Raw genomic sequence first — 18,018 nt, forward strand, 5'->3', positions numbered from 1 at the left:
TTTTTATTATTTCATACTATCAAAAAATAAATCAACATCTTCCACTTTAGAAACTAAATTAGGTATATCTCTAAACGATAAGTTTGTTAAGCAACTTCTTAAGAAATATGTTATCTCATTTGTGTTTTTATTTAATCTTGTTCCCAGTCTTGCATTAATAAAACCAGCTTCAAAAACAATAGGGTTCTCTTCTAGAAACTTAGCTATCTCATTAGATTTAACCGTATATAAAGTGGTATCCTCTTGATTATTATAATACTGACCAATTAAGTAACCTACTATTGAATTACCTTGTAATAATACGGCTGATACAAAGAAATCACTTAGAGGGTTCCCTTTTTCTACTGAATAGCTAGTTACAGGCATTTTTAATAGTTTCTGATAGGATGCCGACCTAGGAAGAACTACTTTCACTCCTTCGAATTCCTCATAAGTACCTAATGAGTCAATGTCTTCTTGCAAGTAATAGGATTTTTTCTCTTGCTGCATTTCTTCAGCAGCAATTGCTTCTTGCATGACTTGACTTTGCATGGGAACATCAAATTTATCACTAATAATCTCCGTTAATGCTTCTTGAAGACACTTTTGCACTAATGGTCTAGCCGTATTGATAAACTGTTGTGTTACTTTGAATTTGAATCTCTCCTTTATAACAAACTTAATAAAGTCATCACTAGGATTTTCAAATATCTCTTTAATAACAGATTTAAAGGATTGTGAGTATATTAGAGATTCAGCTAGTAATTTTATCGTTTCATAATCATAAAGATTTTTAGAAAACTTAACTAAATGACTAAAATCATCTTCAGAATACGAAGTTAAGTCAAATACAAAGAAAGGAGTAGGATCCATTATATTAGTATTGTTTAAATCTGTGAAAAAGTGATACTCTATTCCATTCGTTAATATGCCCAGTCGAACATTTGGAAACGTGCTAAAGTATCTACTTAATTGCGGAGCACTTTTGTTAATTTTACTATTGATTGGTTTTGCTTCTACAAATATTTTAGGTTCGCCATTTATAGAAATTGCATAGTCCACTTTTTCATTCTTCTTATGAAAATCTGCCGTGAATTCAGGAGTAACCTCTTGTGGACTGTATGTATCGTAGCCAAGGCCTCTAAGTAGAGGTAAGATGAGAAACTGTTTAGTAGACTCCTCATTCTTAATTAAATCTCTATTTTCAAGAATTACTTTATTTAACATTTCTAGCGTTTCTTTAAGATTCAATACTATCACTCTCCAGATTTATTATTTAGATGGAACAATATAAAAGTAAGGCTATTACTATTCATTTTTGGTACAATCTATCTTTTGTTGTGTGAATTATTTATTTTTAGGCATACTAATTTGGTAAATCTATTCTATTCATATGTTGAAAATTATATTTTGCATAACGAGTAAATATGAATATTATTACAATAGATAATACCATTTACTTTCCATATTTTCTCTGTTTATTAAAAAGGTTCATAATTCCATAACAATTTAAAGTTGTAGATTGATCTTAATAGAAACTAGGTAGAAATTTATAAGATTTCCATTTATTTTCTGGTGAAATATTTTTTCATTAAAATGACTAAAAATATAGAAAAATAAAAATATTTTATTCTTTTAAATGAAATAAAAAATATTCTTTAATAACGTATTGATTAATGAAAAAAATTTTCGTATAATGAAAACAGTTAAAGAAAACACTTACATTTACAAAAAATGAGTTATAGGAAAGGTGGTTGTCTTATGGATGCCTATTTATTAATTATTGCACTAGTATCCATTATTGTTGTTATTTTGGGAGTTTCCTTGTTTAAATGGCATGCATTTATTAGTTTAACGGTTGCGAGTTTATTTCTTGCTATTTTCTCAGGATTATCCTTTGATAAGATTGTAAGCGCTTATGAGACAGGCGTTGGTGGAGTATTAGGTCATTTAGTTGGAATTTTGGCTTTAGGTACTATCTTGGGGAAAATGCTTTCTGAGTCAGGAGCAGGTCTAAGAATTGCTAATTTCTTTATAAAGGTTTTCGGGGAAAAGAAATTACCATGGGCAATGTTCTTTTCTGGTTTTATCATTGGAATTCCTGTGTTTTTCGAAGTCGGTATTTTAATTCTATTACCATTAGTTATTTCTATTCATAAAGCTACTAAAAAGAATATTCTTTTAATAGCACTACCTGGTATTGCAGGATTATCGATTGTGCATGGACTTGTTCCTCCACATCCAGGTGCAATTGCAGCAATTGGAATTTTTGATGCGAATTTAGGAAAAGTATTACTCTATTCATTAATTATCGCTTTACCTGCTGGTATACTAGGAGGACCAATATTTGCAAAATATATTAGTAAACGTGTAACACCAGAAGGGGAATCTACTTTAATTACAGCAGATCCAGTAGCAGATAGTAAACTACCTAGTACTGGCGTTTCTTTTCTATCTATATTACTACCAGTTATTTTAATGATTATTGGTACTGCTGCACCATATATGACAGTTTTTCCAGAGAGTGTTAGAAGCTTACTAGCTTTCTTAGGAAGTCCGTTATTAGCTTTATTAATTGCCGTTTTCTATGCATACTACTTCCTTGGTTTCCGTCAAGGTATGAACAAAGAAAGTATTAGAAAGTTTACAGAAGATTGCTTTGTCCCAGTTGGATCTATTTTATTAATAATTGGTGCAGGTGGGGCATTTAAACAAGTTCTAATTGATAGTGGTGTTGGTACTACAATTGGAACGATGTCTGAAAGCTTATCACTATCTCCATTAGTTCTAGCATTCTTTATTGCAGGATTAATTCGTATTGCGACAGGATCAGCTACTGTTGCCCTGACAACTGCAGCTGGAATCGTTTCTCCTATTATCGCAGGAATGTCTGGCGTGAATGTAGAGCTATTAGTTATTGCAACAGGAGCAGGATCTCTTATGTTCTCCCATGTTAATGATGCAGGATTCTGGATGGTTAAAGAGTATTTAGGGCTTAGTGTAAAAGAAACCTTTAAGACTTGGACCGTTCTTGAAACGATTCTATCCTTTGTGGCATTTGCTGGTGTATTAATTCTTGATATGTTTATTTAATAAATAAAAAAAGAGTGGCTTTAGAGAGAGGTTAAGTACCTGTTCTAAAGTCACTCTTTTTTTGTTATATTCTGGTATCAGAAATAGCATTTCTAATTTTCTCTAAAGTTTTATTTGCCACTTCTTTATTTAATATCATCATATTTACATATAATGCATCAATTAAGCTTAACTGAGCAATCCTAGAAGATAAGGCTTCTGAACGATATTCTGTTTCTTCAGAACTCGTGAACAGGGCTACATCTGTATTTTGTCCAACAGGAGATTTTGGATATCCTGTAATACCGATTGTTTTTGCTCCATTACTCTTAGCTGACTTCATAATGCTTATGGTGTCCTTGTTAGTCCCAGAGTGAGAGATAATAACAGCAACATCATTCTCTGATAATTGAGAAGAAGACATGAGCTGGAAGTGGGAATCCACGAATGAAAACGCTTTTATTCCCGTACGTACAAATTTATGAAAGGCATCCATTGCGATAACGGCAGATCCACCGGTACCATAAAATTCTACTCGATTCGCATGTAGTAATAAATCAACTGCTTTTTGAATAGAATGACCATTTAATATTTCTAATGTGTTTTCTAATGTACGTATATTAGATAAAAATACTTTTTCTGTTACGGTTTTAACGCTGTCTTCTTCAGAAATTTCTTCATGTATTTGTTGAATTGGTTCAATAACCTCAGAAGCTAGTGCAATCTTCATAGCTTGGTAGCCTTTGAAGCCAATTCTTTTACAGAATCGAAAAACAGTTGCATCTGCAACTCCTAAATCTTCTGCTAATTCATTGATAGTAGAATGAATGATTTTTTCTGGATTTTCAAGAATATAATCGGCGATTTTTTTCTCTTTTTCACTGAGTCTAGCGTAATAGGAACGAATTTTTCCAAGACAGTTTTGCGCCATCGACTTCTATCCTTTCAAAATAATATAGTGGTAGTATAACACAATACATCGTTTGAAAAAAAATTTCTTGAAAATAGGGTATTTATTAAAAAAAATTCACAAAAGGGTTTAAAATTCGAAAAAAATTTCGTATAATGTAATTAAAGAAGAAATATTTTTTCTTAAAAAGGAGAGTGTAATGATGAATATAGGTCTTATTGGTTTAGGAAAAATGGGATATAACTTAGCATTAAATATGGTAGATCATAATTATAGTGTAACAGCTTTTGATATAAATGAAAGCGCTGTAAAAGAAATTTCTCAAAAAAATGTAACTGGAGTAAATACAATTGAAGAACTCGTTAACAAATTGTCTTCTCCAAGAGTAATTTGGTTAATGGTTCCAGCAGGAGAGATTACTGAAAATGTTTTAAGAGAATTAAAAAAATATTTAACAGTTGGGGATATCGTAATGGATGGAGGAAATTCTCATTATAAAGATTCAAAACGAAGAGCCACTGATTTAGCAGAATTAGGTGTTCATTATCTAGATGTAGGAACAAGTGGTGGAGTAAGTGGTGCGCGAAATGGCGCATGTATGATGGTAGGTGGCAGCAAGGAAGTATTTGAGTCAGTGGAGTCATTATTTAAAGATCTATGTGTGAAAGATGGTTACAATTATGCAGGTGAGTGTGGTAGCGGTCACTTCTTAAAAATGGTTCATAACGGAATAGAGTACGGTATGATGCAATCTATTGCAGAAGGCTTTGAACTTCTTGAGAAAAGTGAATATTCCTTTGATAATGAGGGTGTCGCAAAAGTGTGGAATAATGGTTCCGTTATACGCTCTTGGTTAATGGAATTAACACAAAATGCATTCTCTAAAGATCCGAAATTAGAAGGAATCAAAGGAATTATGCATTCTTCAGGAGAAGGAAAGTGGACATTAGAAACAGCATTAGACTTACAAACAGCTATGCCAGTAACGGCACTTTCCTTAATGATGCGTTATCGCTCATTAGAGGAAGATACTTTTTCTGGGAAAGTGGTTGCTTCCCTTAGAAATGAGTTTGGTGGGCATAGTGTGGAAGGGAAATAAGTTTGGGAGAGGAGTCCTTTGGCAGGTTGTGGCTGTCAGAGGGCTTTTTTTTATGATGGTAGTGAATGATGAAAGCCCGAAATAGTGAAGAGAAAGAAAAAAGGTCGTTCATCGGCGAAAGGAAAGCCCAAAATGGTGAAGAGAAGGAAAAAAGGTCGTTCATCGGCGAAAGGAAAGCCCGAAATGGAGAAGAGAAGGAAAAAAAGTCATTCATCGGCGAAAGGAAAGCCCGAAATGGTGAAGAGAAGGAAAAAAGGTCGTTCATTATCGAAATGAAAGCCCGAAATAGTAAAGAGAAGGAAAAAAGGTCGTTCATCATCGAAAGGAAAGCCCGAAATGGAGAAGAGAAAGAAAAAAGGTCGTTCATCGGCGAAATGAAAGCCCGAAATAGTGAAGAGAAGGAAAAAAGGTCGTTCATCATCGAAAGGAAAGCCCGAAATAGTGAAGAACAAAAAAGCCGTTCATCCCTAAAAAGATGAACGACCACTCTAAAAACAACCCTTACTTAACCCACTTATTTTGAAAATCCGCAATAGCGTCATACTCTTGCTCTAGAACACGAGAAATGCGAATGTAGATGGAAGTTAAATCCTGATAAATATCCACATTATCAGATATAGGTTGATGTGTATGGGTGCTGCCTACTAACTCTTTCATAATAGAAAAGTCGTCGATTTCTCCTAAAGCATACATTCCTAAAACAACTGCTCCAAGACAAGAGCTTTCAAAGCTTTCTGGTACAATGACTTCTTGATCAAATATATCTGCCATCATTTGACGCCATAACTCAGAGCGTGCAAAGCCACCTGTTGCTTGAATTTGTTTTGGTGCACCAATTACTTCTTGAAGAGCGAGCATAACTGTATATAAATTGAGGATTACTCCTTCTAGAACTGCTCGTACCATATGTTCTTTTTTATGATGAAGTCCTAGGCCGAAGAAGGATCCTCTCGCATTAGCATTCCATAATGGAGCTCTTTCACCAGCTAGATATGGATGGAATAAAAGTCCATCTGCACCTGGAGTTACTCTTGAAGCAATTTTCGTTAAGACTTCATATGGATCAATTCCTAGGCGTTTAGCTGTTTCGACTTCGGATGAGGCAAGCTCATCTCTGACCCAACGGAAGGTCATTCCACCATTGTTAACAGGTCCACCAACTACCCAATGATTCTCGGTTAAGCAGTAACAGAAGATTCTTCCCTTCGGATCTGTTACTGGTTTATCTGTTACTGTACGAATGGCTCCACTAGTTCCAATTGTGACGGCAACTACTCCTGGATCAATGGCGTTTACTCCAAGATTAGAAAGAACTCCATCACTCGCACCTACTACAAAGGGAGTATCAGTAGGAATCCCTAGCTCTGATTGATAACTATCTTTTAGACCACTTAAATAATGTGTAGTTGGAACTGGTTTTGCTAGCTTGTCTTCTGTTACACCTGCAACTTGTAATGCTTCCTTGTCCCATGCAAGATTCTCCAAATGAAACATACCAGTTGCCGAAGCAATAGAGTAATCAATAACAAATTCATCAAATAATTTATAAAATACATATTCTTTAATGCCTATAAATTTATGTGCTTTTTTAAAGATTTCTGGTTGATCTTCTCTTAACCAAGCAAGCTTTGCAAGTGGTGACATAGGATGAATAGGTGTGCCTGTTCGTCGGTAAATATCTAATCCGTTATGTTCTTCTTTAATTTTTTTCGCCCATGCAGTGGAACGGCTATCTGCCCATGTGATACAACGAGTTAAGGGCTTACCATTCTCATCAATCGCTAATACACTATGCATAGCAGAGCTGAAAGAAACTAACTTTAGATTTTGAACATTTATATTGGCTTTCTTAATAGCAACCTTCATTGTTTCTAGAACAGCCTGAAAGATCTCTTCTGGATCTTGTTCTGCTATAGCAGGTGCTGGGCTATATAGTGGGTATTCGACGTGATGCATACTTAGTACTTTACCAGCTTCTGCAAAAAGAACGGATTTTGTGCTAGTAGTACCGATATCTACTCCTAAGTATAGGGATGAATGACTCATATAAAAAACTCCTTTATGAAAGGTATTGGTGTGTAAAAAAATATTTCTTGAAATTGTTTTTAATCAGAAAAAAAATTCCTTATAATCTTATTTTAAAGGAAAATAATTTGTATTGGAACTGTTTTCATAAAATAATGCTAATTTCTTTCAAAGTAATCCCTGTATTCATATTTGAAATAAAGCTTCTTTAAGAAAGATAAATGATAAATTTTTGCTCTAAGGTAAAGCAAAAATATGCTACCATATAAACAAATAGTAGAAATGTTAAATGGAGGCTAATTCAATGAGCAAAATGGACAATGTTTACGATCAAATATATCAGCAAATTTTACAACAGCAAAAACAAATCGAATTGTTCCAACAAGAAGCTTCTACCTACAGTGAGGAAGATAGAGAAAAGTTAGATCGCATCGAAATGGCTCTTCAAGTCTCTAAAGATATTCTTGAGAATATGTTAACACCAGGAAAGAAACTGAATTTTACTTATGAAAAAGGCATGATTAGTCTAGAATTGTTTTAGGGAGTCACATCTATTAAGCAAATAAATCTTCACTAGGACTAATCCTCTTTTTTCGAAATTGCCCTGGGGTCATACCTGTGACTTTTCGAAATACCTTTGTAAAATAATTGGCATTGGCAAATCCTACTTCCACGGCAATCTCTTCTATAGCCTGGTTCGTCTGATATAGAAGCTCTGCTGCTTTTACGAGACGGAGATTCGTTAAGTATTGAATAGGGGTAATTCCCATTGATTTCTTAAACATACGTGTGAAATGGTATCTAGATAAGCCCGCAGCATCTGCCATTTCATCAGGGCCAACTGCTTCCTGATAGTGGTTTTGTGCAAACAAGGTAGCATTAAGTATACTTTCTGGTAACTTTACGGAAGTCAGTTGTTTCGTAAATTGGTAAAGCTCCATAATAAATTCATAAGCCAAGTGAGAAGCTTGAAAGGCGTTCTTTATATTTTTCTCCTTTGCCATTTGATACATATGAAGCAGTTGTTTAATGGGAGCTGCTTCAGAAGATAAAGAAATTATTGCCTGATTTTCACGTTGAATGTAATCCCAAGCATCCTTTACTTTTTCCCCGTAAAGTGTAATAAAAAGAAATTCCCAATGAGTACTATGTTGTGGTAAATAATAGCGATATTCATCCGCTATATCGATTAAAAAAGCTTTTCCAGGTGTGAGTTTATATTCTTTATCCCCTAATTCAATCGCTCCTATTCCTGAAATAGTATATTGAAAAACATACATACTATCCTCTTTTCGTTTAGAGCCCTTCCAATTGTATAAATGAGAGGTTTGATTTTCCCAGCCAATGGACCATATCTGAGCAATTTCTTTTGTTATCTTTTCATTAAATCGATAAGCAAACACATGATTGTCTTGTTGTGGTGACATGGAAAAACATCCTTTCTAGGTAATGGTAGATAATTGCCTCTATTTCTAGTAGGTATATAGAAAAATTAACGATTAATGGGAAATGCTCTAAGCAAAATATTACCCTTTTATCTCATTTATTTTACCATTGAGGAATGAAATGATGAAGCATAAAATAAAAATGTAAACGATTTATCGGAGCGGTAGAGGAAAGGAGAGACAGACATGTCTAAACAATTATTAGATAGATTTAATGAGATTTTTCAACATAATGAAGCGAACAGCAGAGCGTTTTTTGCTCCTGGGCGAGTGAATTTAATAGGAGAGCATACAGACTATAATGGTGGTCATGTTTTTCCATGTGCTTTAACAATCGGCACAATGGCCATTGTGAAAAAAAGAGAAGATCGATTAGTTCGTTTTTACTCCACTAATTTTGAGCAATTGGGGATTATTGAAGTGGCGTTAGATAATTTGCAATATGAAAAAAATCATGATTGGGCGAACTATCCAAAAGGAGTTATTGCTATATTGGATCAGCATGGATATAAGGTTGAATCAGGGTTTGATGTATTGTATTCTGGGGAGATTCCGAATGGAGCAGGTCTATCATCCTCTGCATCTATTGAAGTGGTAACAGGAATACTGTTAAATGAGTTATTCTCATTCGAAATAGATAGGGTAAAACTTGTGAAAATGTGTCAGCAAGCTGAAAATGAATTTATCGGAGTTAGCTGTGGCATTATGGATCAATTCGCTATTGGTATGGGAAAAGAGAAGCATGCTGTTTTATTGAATTGTGACAATTTGGACTATGTATATAGCCCGCTAGATTTAGAGAATGCTTCGTTAATTATTACAAATACGAATAAACGTAGAGGTCTTGCAGACTCAAAATATAATGAAAGACGTGCAGAATGTGAGAGGGCTTTAGGAAATTTGCAGAAAGAATTAGGCATTTCTTCCCTTGGTGAGCTATCTCCCACTCAATTTGACCAATATGAACATCTAATCACAAATAAGATGGATAGAAAAAGAGCAAAGCATGCTGTATATGAAAACGCAAGAACAAAGGAGGCAGTTAACAAATTACAAGAAGGAGACATTCAAGCCTTCGGAAAGTTAATGAATGCTTCTCATGTTTCTTTACGTGATGATTATGAAGTAACAGGGCATGAATTAGACGCTTTAGTAGAGGCAGCATGGAGACAAGAAGGTGTTATTGGTTCTCGCATGACTGGAGCAGGGTTTGGTGGATGTACGATTAGTATTGTAGAAGACGACTACATTGCATCATTTATTGAAAAAGTCGGCGCAGAATATGAAGGAAAAACAGGACTTAAAGCTGATTTCTATGTAGTGAATGTTGGGGATGGAGCAAAAGAAGTCTCCATTAAGTAAGAAAAAATGAATCATGGAGGGAACAATAATGACAATTCTAGTATGCGGTGGAGCAGGATATATTGGCAGTCATATGGTTAAAGAACTGTTAGATAGAGAGGAAGAAGTAATCGTCGTAGATAATCTTCAAACAGGGCATAGAGAAGCAGTATTAGAAGGAGCAACTCTTTATGTCGGTGATTTACGAGATGAGAAGTTTTTAGATAATGTGTTTAAACAGAATAAAATTGATGCAGTCGTTCATTTTGCAGCAGATTCTCTAGTGGGGGAAAGTGTAACAAACCCGTTAAAATACTATGATAATAATGTATACGGAGCACTCAGTCTTTTAAAAGTGATGCATGCAAATGGAGTGAAGAAGATTGTCTTTTCTTCTACCGCTGCAACCTATGGGGAAGCAGAGAATTTTCCTATACAGGAAAGTGACCCGACAAATCCAACAAATCCTTATGGAGAAACAAAACTAGCCATTGAAAAAATGCTGAAATGGTCTGAAATTGCTTATGGGATACATTATGTTGTGCTTCGTTATTTTAATGTAGCGGGAGCTCATATAGGTGGTCAAATAGGAGAGGATCATTCTCCAGAAACCCATCTTATTCCAATCATTTTACAGGTGGCATTAGAGAAAAGGGAAAGTATAAGTGTATTTGGAAATGATTATGATACACATGATGGAACATGTATTAGAGACTATATTCATGTTACGGATTTAGCCAATGCACATATACTTGCTCTTGAAAAATTACACAAAGAAAATCAAAGTGGAACATATAATTTAGGAAGCGGTACTGGTTTTTCCGTTAAAGAAGTGATTGAGGCTGCTCGAAAAGTAACTGGTCATCCAATTCCAGAAGTGGTTGCACCAAGAAGAGCAGGTGATCCTGCTAGATTAGTTGCTTCATCAGAAAAGGCGAAAGCAGAATTGGGATGGGATCCACAATATACAACTCTAGAAGAAATGATTGAAACAGCTTGGAGATGGTTCCAAGAGCATCCAGACGGATACAAAGAATAGAGAGGAGCAATGTTAGATGAGTGTATCTATCTATCATCATATCGAACATTTGCTTCACTATGGTGTCAGACAAGAATTAATTACAAAGTGGGATATAGAGGTTATTAGAAATAAAATTTTAGAGGTCTTAGAGATAGAGGATTATATATATCCTGATAAAGTAGTAGAGGAAGATACACCTCTACGAGAAATATTGGAAGCAATCCTCGATTGGGCTTCTAAGAATAATAGGCTGAAAGAAAATACAATCACTTATCGCGACTTACTGGATACAAAGCTCATGGGCTGCTTCGTTCCATTGCCATCAGAGCTGAATCGAACATTTTTTGAAATGGTTACCTCTGAAGGACCAGAACAAGCAACAAACTGGTTCTATAAATTTTCTAAAAAGGTAGATTATATTCGCACAGACCGCATAGCTAAAAATGAAGAGTGGCTAACAAAAACGGAATATGGTGATATGGAGATTACTATTAATTTATCCAAGCCAGAAAAGGATCCAGTAGCGATTGCTGCAGCAAAAAATTTGAAGCAAACTGGCTATCCAAATTGTCTACTATGTAAAGAGAATACAGGATATGCTGGAAGAATCAATCATCCAGCAAGACAAAATCATCGTATTATTCCTGTAACATTAAAGGATGAACAATGGTTTCTCCAATTCTCTCCATATGTTTATTATAAGGAGCATGCTATTTGTTTCTCTGAACAGCATAGTCCCATGACTATATCCAAGAAAACGTTTGAGCAATTATTACTCTTTGTACAGCAATATCCCCATTACTTTATCGGCTCGAATGCGGATTTACCGATTGTAGGGGGATCCATTCTATCACACGAGCATTTTCAAGGAGGCTATCATGAGTTTCCGATGGCAAAAGCTCCGATAGAATGGCAGTTTTCGCTAAAACAATACCCGACTGTAATAGCGGGATTGGTGCAATGGCCAATGTCGGTGATACGACTACAAGGTGAGGAAATAGAAGAACTGGTAGAAGCATCCGATTATATACTGCAAAAATGGAAGCATTATACCGACGTTAAAGCGGATATCGTTGCTTATACCAATGATAAAAGACATAACACGATTACTCCTATTGCAAGGAGAAGAAATGACCTTTTTGAAATAGATTTAGTGTTAAGAAACAACCGTACTAATAAGGAATATCCGTTTGGAATCTTTCATCCACATGAAGAGGTTCATTCTATCAAAAAAGAGAATATAGGACTTATAGAAGTAATGGGGCTAGCTGTGTTACCTGGCCGCTTAAAAGACGAAATGAATATACTTGCAGAGCAATTAGTACAGGTTGATTATGAAGAAAGAATAACTAGAGATGATTCCATTTCTAAACACCTAAACTGGGCTAAAACAGTAAAAAGTAAATATGCAAACATTAAAGAAAGTAATGTTCATTCCATTATTCAAAAAGAAATCGGCTTAACATTTGAAACCATTTTACACCATGCAGGCGTTTTTAAAAGAAATACAGAGGGAAAGAGCGCGTTCCTTAGATTCATTGATGTATTGGTACATGAAAAGAATGCTTAACTGCTAGAGGAAATAAAAAATGGAAGTCTCTATGAAACCCTGGTGATTCATTGAGACTTCCATTTTATTTTAGAGGAATGTCCTCCCAATTTCTTATAACACCTTTAAAGCTAACTGATTATGAACGTTCTTATAGAAATGATGATTTTCTGTTTGGCTTTTTTTTAGAAGAAGCTTTTTATTAGGAATCTGTAACGGAATTTTTTGATACTCATTAAAAACTAAGTAGAGATTATACGTCGATTTTGATAAAGGGGATATGAATCCTTCTGGAATGGTGACTCTTCTTAATGGCACTGGCGAATCTGAAAGAGAATAGGTTACTTGATTGAATATATTATTACGATCATGGAATAGGATGTTTTCCACTTGATTTTCATAGTCACCAGTAATCCTTAAATCTAGTCGAAAAACACCAGCTGCAAAGTCACAATTTACCACTTCTGCATACATCGGAATCTTTATATATTTATTAGGCTGTGGTAAAGGAGAAACAGTATAAATAGAGTCTTTACTACGTACATATGATTTTCCGTTCTCTTTGTTATACCACTTCAAAAAGGCTTCTAATTCTTGGTAACGCTTCTGTTGAAATAAGGCATAACAGATTTTATTATGTGAATCTAAAAATTGCTCTGTTAGAGGGTATTCCAACTTAGAAGTCGTTTTTAATATCTTTCTCAAGGCAGAGTTATAGGTCCATCTTTTTAAGCTATCCTTAGCTTCTCTTGTATAGAAGAATGGTTATCACTACGAATTGTATAGTATTTATTCATAAAGCTATTAAAGCTATCCACTTCATAAAGTCGATTGAAAATCATTTTTCGCAATGTTGGATCTAGCTCTTGTTGATGAAAATACTGTATAACTTTTTTATTACAATTCATCTTGATTAGTGGATTAATTTGCTTTGCAAGAGAATTTCTATTATCATCACGACGATTAAGGTAATAGATGACAGCATCAGTGGTTGATAATCTTTTACATTTTGTTAAAACTTCCAGAAAGAATTGCTTCTCTTGTGCATACTTCATTTCAGGAAATTGAATGATATTATCCTTTATTATACTGGATTTAATCATGCGAGCTCTTGGTGCTAAATGGTTAAAGATATGCGGAATACTTGTTGGTGCAATGCTTCTTCTTTCCTTAAAGGACTCATGTTCTGCAGTGATTACCATTTCATTAGAAGTTACCTTAATCGTTCTTCCTATAGCATAGTCATCACCAGTTTCTTGTAAAATAGTATACAGCTTCTCTAGTCCTGTACTTTCTAGCCAATCATCTGGATCTAAAAAAGTAAGATAAGGGGCATTTGAAAGAATGATACCTAAATTTCTAGGATAGGCTGGTGTTCCTGTACTCTTTTTTAAGAAGATAACTTTTAAATTAGAATGCTCTTTCACCATTGCTTTTAGAATTTCCCTCGATTGATCTCTAGAGCCATCATCAATAAGAATATATTCGATTTGTGGCATGATAGATTGCTGTAAAACGGATTCAATAGTATGTTTTATTGTTTTTTCATTATTAGATACAGGTGTAATGATAGATACAATTGGTTGAGTTATATAGTCTTTACTTCGTATAAAATCAAAGGAAACAGTCATCTTTTTGTCCCTGCTTTCTTTCAGTAATTAATCTGTAGTCATAGTATGGACCAAAGAGAAAAGGGATACACTTCGGTATGTAAATTAGAATGAATAAAAGTTTTCAATAGAAAAAATGGTTGACAGAAAAGAAGAAAGTAAATTATAATCCAAATTGTAAGCGGTTGCTCAAAATAGACTGTCACATTATCTAACAAATTCCAAGATTTTTACGCATATTTTTAGTAGGATTAGGAATAAGATAAGAGTACGAGTCAACTGGTATAGACATCTAGATATATAGATAATAGTAACAAAGGGGATTAAAGCATGTTAGAACAAGAGAACATCTTAGTAATAAAGAATGTACGAATATATGCAGAAGAAGAATTTCTAGAACATGGATATATGGTAATAAAGAATGGAACCATATTTGCGATAGAACATCTGTCAACCTTTAAGGAGGAAGAATGGGCTCATGCTAAGGTTTTAGAATTTCCTAAAGAGTTTCATTTAATTCCTGGTTTCATTGATATTCATATACATGGAGCAAATGATGCAGATGCAATGGATGCTTCAATAGAAGCACTAGAAACCATGGCAAAAACATTGCCAGAAGAGGGTACAACTAGTTTTCTAGCTACTACTATGACACAGCCTGCAACTGATATTGAGAGAGCACTTTCAGTTATAGGAGAATATATGGATGAGCAAGAAGAAGGGAAAGCCGAAATTTTAGGTGTTCATTTAGAAGGTCCTTTTATTTCTAGTAAAAGAGCAGGTGCACAGCCACTGCATGCAATAAAACAGCCAGATGTAGAGCAATTTAAAAAGTGGAATGATCTTTCAAAAAATCAAATAAAATTGGTAACTCTTGCCCCAGAAGAAAATGGTGGGTTAGAACTTGTTCAATATTTAAAATCAAATCATATTATAGCTTCTATGGGCCATTCTGATGCCATATACGAAGAAATTCTTGCAAGCATACAAGCAGGATTAAATCATGTGACACATCTCTATAACGGGATGAGAGGCATACATCACAGAGACCCTGGCGTTGCAGGCGCAGCCTTGTTACACCCTGAATTAATGACTGAAATGATTGTAGACGGAATTCACATCCATCCAAGTATTGTAAAACTAACGTATCAAGTAAAAGGTGCTGATCATATTATTTTAATCACAGATAGTATGAGAGCAAAAGGATTAGAGGATGGCGTATCATCCTTAGGTGGTCAAACCGTTTTAGTGAAAGATGGAAAAGCATTACTAGAAAATGGTGCCCTTGCAGGAAGCACATTAAAAATGATAGATGCTATCCATAATATGATGAACTTTACGGGATGTTCTTTAGAGGAAGTAATAAAAATGGCTTCTTATAACCCAGCAAAGCAAATCGGTGTCTTGAATCGAAAAGGAAGTATCGCAGTTGGAAAGGATGCTGATTTAGTTGTATTAGATCAGAATAATCAACTTGCATTAACAATTTGCCAAGGTCAAATAGTATATGTGAATGGAGGGTATGGAAATGAAATTAATAGAAGTGAAAAACTATGAAGAGATGAGTGAGCAAGCTGCTAGTGAAGTGATTAAGCAAGTTCGAATCAAACCAGATAGTGTGCTTGGATTAGCTACTGGTGGTACGCCGGTTGGTATGTATCAATACATCATTAAGGATTTTATGGGGAATGGAACCTCTTACCAAGATGTCGTGACAATGAACCTGGATGAATATATCGGAGTTAGCCAAGACAATGAGCAAAGCTATCACTATTATATGCGAGAAAATTTATTTAAACATATTGATTTGAGACCAGAAAATACGTACTTACCAACTGCTCGAAATATAGAAGATAATGAGGCTGGAGTGAAATATGAAAAGCTAATTGATTCAGCTGGTGGAATCGATTTACAGATTCTTGGAATTGGAGAAAACGGCCATATTGGATTTAATGAGCCTGGAACTTCTTTTGATTCTATCACAGGTATTGTAAAGCTAACAGAATCAACAATAAAAGCAAATGCTAGATATTTTCAATCAATAGAGGAAGTTCCTACACATGCTATTTCAATGGGGATCTCTACCATCATGAAAAGTAAAAAAATTCTTCTCCTTATTTCAGGCAAGAAGAAGGCACAGATAGTAGATCAATTATTGAAGTCAGAGGTTAATGAAAACTTACCAGCATCCATCCTAAAAAATCATTCTAATGTCATCATGATTGCTGACCAGGAGGCTCTATCAGTCTTCAAAGAAAATAAAGGGAGTGTGTATAGTTGATTATTAAGGATTCACATATTCCGATTTACTACCAGCTTGAAGTAGAAATAAAAGAGCTAATCAAAGAATTAAATCCAGGAGATCCTATTTATTCAGAACGAGAATTTTCCGAGAAGTATGAAATTAGTAGAATGACAGTACGTCAAGCCATCAATAATCTTGTAGCAGAAGGCGTACTAGTTCGCCAACGTGGGAAAGGAACCTTTGTTGCTGCTCCCAAAGTAGAACAGGAACTTTCAGGCATGACAAGTTTTTCGGAAGATATGAAGAAAAGAGGGTTAACGCCGCAAACCAAAATACTGGATTTTAAAAAGATTGCTTCGACCATGACCATAGCTAATAAGTTGAATATTCAAGAAGGTGACATGGTGTATGAAGTCACTAGGCTAAGAATTGCAGATGATATTCCGATGGCACTGGAAACATCCTATATACCAGTTCATTTAATAAAAGAGTTACAAGTAGAAACCTTACATGCTTCTTTTTATGAATATGTGGAAGATACATTACAGCTAAAAATTAGTCATGCTACACAGACGTTACAATCAACTCTTGCTGAATTAGAAGAAAGTGCTTCCTTAGGTATAGCTAGTGGTGCACCAGTATTATTAATGGAGCGTTTTGGTTATTTAGAAAATGGTACACCATTTGAATATGTAAAATCGATTTATCGTGGTGACCGTTATAAATTTGTAATCGATATGAAGAGGTCGAAATAATGACAAATCAGAAAACAACGGAACAAAGAAATAGTCAAAGTCTCGCATTAGATGAATGGAACTCCTTAGAGATTGTATCTTTTATGAATAAAGAAGATGAAACAATTGCAGTATCTATTCAAAAGGCATTACCAACCATTGCATTAGCAATTGATGCTATTGTAGCAAAATGGATAACAGGTGGTAGAGTGTTCGTCATCGGAGCTGGAACAAGTGGAAGATTAGGTGTAGTGGATGCAGTAGAATTGGGTCCTACTTTCTCTATTGAAAAAGAGCGTTGGACTAGTATTCTATCAGGTGGATATGAAGCGATGTGGACGTCCCTTGAAGAAACAGAAGATGATGAGCAGCATATTCTTACTGCACTTAGGTCTCACTCTTTTTCTTCTAACGATGTATTAATTGGGGTAACAGCTAGTGGATCTACTCCATTTGTGTTATCAGCCATTCAGTATGCTAAAGAAATAAATGCCACTACTATTGGGATTAGTAATAATGAACATTCTCTATTATCTTCTATATGTGATTATGGAATTGAAGCAGTAACGGGCCCAGAAGTGATAAGAGGATCTACACGATTAAAAGCAGGAACTGCTCAAAAAATGATTTTAAATATGCTTTCTACAGCTTCTATGGTGAGACTGGGAAAGGTATATAGCAATGAAATGGTCGATATGAGGCTAATTAATAGCAAGCTTGTAAAAAGAGCCATTGATTCGCTCACAAATTTAACAGAGATTACTGAATTAGAAGCAACTAAGATTCTAGAAGAGAATGATTATGATTTAAAGACTGCCTTATTTCGAGCATTAACAGATAGTACAAAAGAGGATGCTTTTCGCTATATAGCAGAAGCAGAGGGTCATATAAAAAAAGCAGTTCAACTCTATTTTTCTAAAAAGATAAAAAATTGATCCTTTAGAGGAGGGATGCCGTGATAATAGAAGAGTTCTAAGCTTCATTGAAA

General features: G+C 34.8%; 17 protein-coding genes. 11 read left to right on the forward strand and 6 right to left on the reverse strand.

The window, feature by feature from the left end:
* Nucleotides 1-6 precede the first annotated feature (6 nt).
* Nucleotides 7-1,230, reverse strand: a complete 1,224-nt coding sequence (locus tag F9279_RS15145; protein ID WP_152114486.1) for a type I restriction endonuclease — start codon at nucleotides 1,228-1,230, stop codon at nucleotides 7-9.
* A gap of 510 nt (nucleotides 1,231-1,740) precedes the next feature.
* Between F9279_RS15145 and F9279_RS15150 the strand changes: the two genes are divergently transcribed.
* Nucleotides 1,741-3,072, forward strand: coding sequence for a gluconate:H+ symporter (locus tag F9279_RS15150; protein ID WP_152114488.1), 1,332 nt, complete (start codon nucleotides 1,741-1,743; stop codon nucleotides 3,070-3,072).
* Nucleotides 3,073-3,136: 64 nt separating this feature from the next.
* Here F9279_RS15150 and F9279_RS15155 read toward each other — a convergent pair whose 3' ends face one another.
* Nucleotides 3,137-3,982, reverse strand: coding sequence for a MurR/RpiR family transcriptional regulator (locus F9279_RS15155; RefSeq protein ID WP_152114490.1), 846 nt, complete (start codon nucleotides 3,980-3,982; stop codon nucleotides 3,137-3,139).
* A 181-nt stretch (nucleotides 3,983-4,163) separates the two neighbouring features.
* Between F9279_RS15155 and gnd the strand changes: the two genes are divergently transcribed.
* Nucleotides 4,164-5,060, forward strand: coding sequence for a phosphogluconate dehydrogenase (NAD(+)-dependent, decarboxylating) (gene gnd, locus F9279_RS15160; protein WP_152114593.1), 897 nt, complete (start codon nucleotides 4,164-4,166; stop codon nucleotides 5,058-5,060).
* A 65-nt stretch (nucleotides 5,061-5,125) separates the two neighbouring features.
* A complete protein-coding gene (locus F9279_RS15165; protein ID WP_152114492.1) occupies nucleotides 5,126-5,539 on the forward strand; it encodes a hypothetical protein in 414 nt (137 codons plus the stop codon).
* A 22-nt stretch (nucleotides 5,540-5,561) separates the two neighbouring features.
* Here the strand turns inward: F9279_RS15165 and gntK are convergent, their stop codons facing one another.
* Nucleotides 5,562-7,106 (reverse strand): gluconokinase, encoded by a 1,545-nt coding sequence (gene gntK, locus F9279_RS15170; protein WP_152114494.1) that lies wholly within the window; start codon nucleotides 7,104-7,106, stop codon nucleotides 5,562-5,564.
* A gap of 283 nt (nucleotides 7,107-7,389) precedes the next feature.
* Between gntK and F9279_RS15175 the strand changes: the two genes are divergently transcribed.
* Complete coding sequence (locus F9279_RS15175) at nucleotides 7,390-7,626, forward strand: hypothetical protein (protein WP_152114496.1); 237 nt, start codon at nucleotides 7,390-7,392, stop codon at nucleotides 7,624-7,626.
* 13 nt (nucleotides 7,627-7,639) lie between these two features.
* On the opposite strand, the gene F9279_RS15180 is transcribed toward F9279_RS15175, so the two are convergent.
* Nucleotides 7,640-8,512, reverse strand: a complete 873-nt coding sequence (locus F9279_RS15180) for an AraC family transcriptional regulator (protein WP_152114498.1) — start codon at nucleotides 8,510-8,512, stop codon at nucleotides 7,640-7,642.
* Between the two features lie 204 nt (nucleotides 8,513-8,716).
* Between F9279_RS15180 and F9279_RS15185 the strand changes: the two genes are divergently transcribed.
* From F9279_RS15185 to galT, 3 genes are read left to right on the forward strand one after another with little or no spacing between them, the layout of a single operon-like run.
* The gene (locus F9279_RS15185) at nucleotides 8,717-9,892 is read left to right on the forward strand and encodes a galactokinase (protein ID WP_152114500.1); all 1,176 of its coding nucleotides are present in this window, start codon (nucleotides 8,717-8,719) and stop codon (nucleotides 9,890-9,892) included.
* A 28-nt stretch (nucleotides 9,893-9,920) separates the two neighbouring features.
* Nucleotides 9,921-10,910, forward strand: a complete 990-nt coding sequence (galE, locus tag F9279_RS15190) for a UDP-glucose 4-epimerase GalE (RefSeq protein ID WP_152114502.1) — start codon at nucleotides 9,921-9,923, stop codon at nucleotides 10,908-10,910.
* A gap of 16 nt (nucleotides 10,911-10,926) precedes the next feature.
* Nucleotides 10,927-12,462: a UDP-glucose--hexose-1-phosphate uridylyltransferase gene (gene galT / locus F9279_RS15195; RefSeq protein WP_152114504.1), complete on the forward strand. Its 1,536-nt coding sequence runs from the start codon at nucleotides 10,927-10,929 to the stop codon at nucleotides 12,460-12,462.
* Between the two features lie 93 nt (nucleotides 12,463-12,555).
* Here galT and F9279_RS15200 read toward each other — a convergent pair whose 3' ends face one another.
* Together F9279_RS15200 and F9279_RS15205 are read right to left on the reverse strand one after the other, a co-directional pair.
* Nucleotides 12,556-13,146, reverse strand: a complete 591-nt coding sequence (locus tag F9279_RS15200; RefSeq protein ID WP_152114506.1) for a hypothetical protein — start codon at nucleotides 13,144-13,146, stop codon at nucleotides 12,556-12,558.
* A gap of 23 nt (nucleotides 13,147-13,169) precedes the next feature.
* Nucleotides 13,170-14,072 carry a glycosyltransferase family 2 protein gene (locus tag F9279_RS15205; protein WP_152114508.1) on the reverse strand — a complete coding sequence of 301 codons (903 nt, stop codon included), beginning with the start codon at nucleotides 14,070-14,072 and terminating at the stop codon, nucleotides 13,170-13,172.
* 309 nt (nucleotides 14,073-14,381) lie between these two features.
* On the opposite strand from F9279_RS15205, the gene nagA reads away from it, so the two are divergent.
* Genes nagA through murQ form a run of 4 tightly spaced genes read left to right on the forward strand, consistent with a single transcriptional unit; the run spans nucleotide 14,382 to nucleotide 17,965 of the window.
* Nucleotides 14,382-15,608 (forward strand): N-acetylglucosamine-6-phosphate deacetylase, encoded by a 1,227-nt coding sequence (nagA, locus tag F9279_RS15210; RefSeq protein WP_152114510.1) that lies wholly within the window; start codon nucleotides 14,382-14,384, stop codon nucleotides 15,606-15,608.
* The gene (gene nagB, locus F9279_RS15215; protein WP_152114512.1) at nucleotides 15,580-16,332 is read left to right on the forward strand and encodes a glucosamine-6-phosphate deaminase; all 753 of its coding nucleotides are present in this window, start codon (nucleotides 15,580-15,582) and stop codon (nucleotides 16,330-16,332) included. Before nagA ends, nagB begins: the two co-directional genes overlap by 29 nt.
* Complete coding sequence (locus tag F9279_RS15220) at nucleotides 16,329-17,051, forward strand: GntR family transcriptional regulator (protein ID WP_152114514.1); 723 nt, start codon at nucleotides 16,329-16,331, stop codon at nucleotides 17,049-17,051. The genes nagB and F9279_RS15220 overlap by 4 nt, the downstream gene beginning before the upstream one ends.
* Nucleotides 17,051-17,965: an N-acetylmuramic acid 6-phosphate etherase gene (gene murQ / locus F9279_RS15225; RefSeq protein ID WP_152114516.1), complete on the forward strand. Its 915-nt coding sequence runs from the start codon at nucleotides 17,051-17,053 to the stop codon at nucleotides 17,963-17,965. The genes F9279_RS15220 and murQ overlap by 1 nt, the downstream gene beginning before the upstream one ends.
* The last annotated feature ends 53 nt before the right edge of the window (nucleotides 17,966-18,018 follow it).

This window comes from Bacillus sp. B1-b2 (assembly GCF_009183415.1).
GTDB lineage: Bacteria > Bacillota > Bacilli > Bacillales > Cytobacillaceae > Niallia.

Excerpts from the sequence above, each read along its gene's own strand:
- F9279_RS15150 (WP_152114488.1), top strand. The coding sequence starts at position 1,741 with ATGGATGCCTATTTATTAATTATTGCACTAGTATCCATTATTGTTGTT.
- F9279_RS15155 (WP_152114490.1), bottom strand. The coding sequence starts at position 3,982 with ATGGCGCAAAACTGTCTTGGAAAAATTCGTTCCTATTACGCTAGACTC.
- gnd (WP_152114593.1), top strand. The coding sequence starts at position 4,164 with ATGAATATAGGTCTTATTGGTTTAGGAAAAATGGGATATAACTTAGCA.
- F9279_RS15165 (WP_152114492.1), top strand. The coding sequence starts at position 5,126 with ATGATGAAAGCCCGAAATAGTGAAGAGAAAGAAAAAAGGTCGTTCATC.
- gntK (WP_152114494.1), bottom strand. The coding sequence starts at position 7,106 with ATGAGTCATTCATCCCTATACTTAGGAGTAGATATCGGTACTACTAGC.
- F9279_RS15175 (WP_152114496.1), top strand. The coding sequence starts at position 7,390 with ATGAGCAAAATGGACAATGTTTACGATCAAATATATCAGCAAATTTTA.
- F9279_RS15180 (WP_152114498.1), bottom strand. The coding sequence starts at position 8,512 with ATGTCACCACAACAAGACAATCATGTGTTTGCTTATCGATTTAATGAA.
- F9279_RS15185 (WP_152114500.1), top strand. The coding sequence starts at position 8,717 with ATGTCTAAACAATTATTAGATAGATTTAATGAGATTTTTCAACATAAT.
- galE (WP_152114502.1), top strand. The coding sequence starts at position 9,921 with ATGACAATTCTAGTATGCGGTGGAGCAGGATATATTGGCAGTCATATG.
- galT (WP_152114504.1), top strand. The coding sequence starts at position 10,927 with ATGAGTGTATCTATCTATCATCATATCGAACATTTGCTTCACTATGGT.
- F9279_RS15205 (WP_152114508.1), bottom strand. The coding sequence starts at position 14,072 with ATGACTGTTTCCTTTGATTTTATACGAAGTAAAGACTATATAACTCAA.
- nagA (WP_152114510.1), top strand. The coding sequence starts at position 14,382 with ATGTTAGAACAAGAGAACATCTTAGTAATAAAGAATGTACGAATATAT.
- nagB (WP_152114512.1), top strand. The coding sequence starts at position 15,580 with ATGAAATTAATAGAAGTGAAAAACTATGAAGAGATGAGTGAGCAAGCT.
- murQ (WP_152114516.1), top strand. The coding sequence starts at position 17,051 with ATGACAAATCAGAAAACAACGGAACAAAGAAATAGTCAAAGTCTCGCA.